Below are 1836 nucleotides of genomic sequence, written 5' to 3'. Positions count from 1 at the left end.
CCGCAAGGACGAGCCCAACGACCCCTCGAAGCTCGTGGACAAGGAGACCAACGTCGGCGTCTGCGTCGTCACCGGCGTCCCCGGCCTGGGCGGTCGATACGACCGAGTCCGCGTTGGCGACCTGGATGAAGACCAGCTCCCCGGCTTCATCGCCTCGACCGCGCATCTCCGCCGCGACGTCATCCCCGCGGCTGCCCCCACCGTCGTAGACGTCTCGACTCCCGCCGCCGACGAAAGCGCCGGCGCTTCCGTCCCGCTCCAGAAGAAGACCCGCCGCGCCCGGAAGGCAAGTTGATGAGCGACCCGTACGGCCCCCAGCAGGTCTACACACCTACACCGATCCACATCGGCCCCGGACAGGCCCTGAGCGTCCCTCAGAGCCTCCAGCAGCCCGCCCCGTACGTCATCGTCCAGCAGGCCGCCCCCGCGCCCTCCTGGCTCCGCCAGCACGCCGGACAGCTCGTCGCGGCTGGCGGGGCCGGAGCCCTCGTCGTCGCCGTCCTCCTGGCCGTCGCCGTCGTCGCGGTCGCGGTCGGCATCGGGGCCATCTCGTGCGCTCTCGGCTGGCTCGTCATCAAGAGCCTCATGGGGCCGCAGAAGCAGAAGTGACCGACCGGCGTGTTCCTACCACGCCGGTCAGCCACGGGAGACAGGATCACACGGAACGACGGAGGCCCGGACCGCTCGCAACGGCCGGGCCTCTGCTCTCCGCCACCTGGAACGCGAACGGAGAACGTCTCATGACCACGGTAGAGCACGGCGACGGCTCGGCACCACAGGTAGCCACCCCGCATGACGACGTGCCCCCGGTCCTCCCGCTGGATGGAGCACAGGCCGCGAAACACCTGCGGGCCTCGGGTGGCCGCCAGGTCTCCCGGCGCCCCGTTGCCGAAGGCCTTGAGGGGCGCCGGGCCGCCTCTGGCGGCCTGGCGGACGCCCCCCTTGGTACTACTACGGACTTTGTTTCCCCCCCTGCGGGGAAAACCGGGTCTGACCAGCACGAATGCGGGAAGGGCACCGATCCGTGTTGCCGTCGCCGCCGCCGCTTCGAGATCCGTCGGGCCATCTGGTCGTTCACGACGGTCAAGCGGCTCTCGGCCTGCGGACGGGTCATGGCTCAAGGCCAGAACGGCAAGGTCGACCGGGTCAAGATCCACGTCCGTGACGGGGTGGCCTACACCTCCGGTGTCTGCATCTGCGCGAACGGCTGGCTCTGCCCGGTCTGCTCGGCCAAGATCCGCGCCAAGCGGGCCAACGAGATCGCTGTCGGCGTCGCCAACCTGATCATGTCGGGTGGCTCTGCCTGGATGGTCACCTTCACCGTCCGGCATGCCAAAGGGCACGCGCTGGCCGAACTCCTCGACGCACTCAACGACGCATTCCGGAAACTCGGAAATGGCAACATGGCCAACCGTGAAAAGAAGCTCACCGGCAAGATCGGCACCATCAATTCGCGGGAAATCACCTACGGAAAGAACGGGTGGCACCCGCACCTTCACGTGATCGTCTGCTTCGACTCGGAGCCTGATGTCATCCAACTCACGTACATGATGGCCCGGTGGCAACGGCTCTGGATGGCCTGGACGAAGAAGCATGGATTCCCGGCCGATAAGACTCATGGGGTCAAGTGGGACAAGGTCATGACTGCCGAAGGTGCCGGGGAATACATCGCTAAGGCTCAGGACTCCGGACGCCACATCGGAAATGAGGTCGCTCGCGGTGATCTCAAGAAAGGCAAGCTGGGAAGTCTGACGCCGTTCGAAATGGTCGAGTACCTGCTTGCGACCGGGGACGCTGCGGTCGTTGACCTCTGGATTGAGTACGAGAAGGCGACCA

3 protein-coding genes are annotated in these 1836 nt (G+C 66.6%); all 3 read left to right on the top strand.

Annotated elements, in window-relative coordinates; genetic code table 11:
* Window positions 1-295: hypothetical protein (locus tag ACFUNE_RS37575; protein ID WP_383577498.1), on the top strand; the 295-nt coding region annotated here is incomplete at its 5' end.
* Window positions 295-609 (top strand): hypothetical protein, encoded by a 315-nt coding sequence (locus ACFUNE_RS37570; protein ID WP_376206243.1) that lies wholly within the window; start codon window positions 295-297, stop codon window positions 607-609. The genes ACFUNE_RS37575 and ACFUNE_RS37570, both read left to right, overlap by 1 nt.
* A 131-nt stretch (window positions 610-740) precedes the next feature.
* The coding region (locus ACFUNE_RS37565; RefSeq protein ID WP_383577496.1) for a protein rep at window positions 741-1836 on the top strand (1096 nt) is incomplete at its 3' end.

It is taken from the genome of Streptomyces sp. NPDC057287 (assembly GCF_042667905.1).
Taxonomy (GTDB): domain Bacteria; phylum Actinomycetota; class Actinomycetes; order Streptomycetales; family Streptomycetaceae; genus Streptomyces.
Note: the sequence above shows the minus strand (reverse complement) of the source record. Positions and strands in the feature narration are given on the sequence as shown.

Coding starts and splice junctions, on each gene's coding strand:
- ACFUNE_RS37570 (WP_376206243.1), top strand. CDS start 295: ATGAGCGACCCGTACGGCCCCCAGCAGGTCTACACACCTACACCGATC.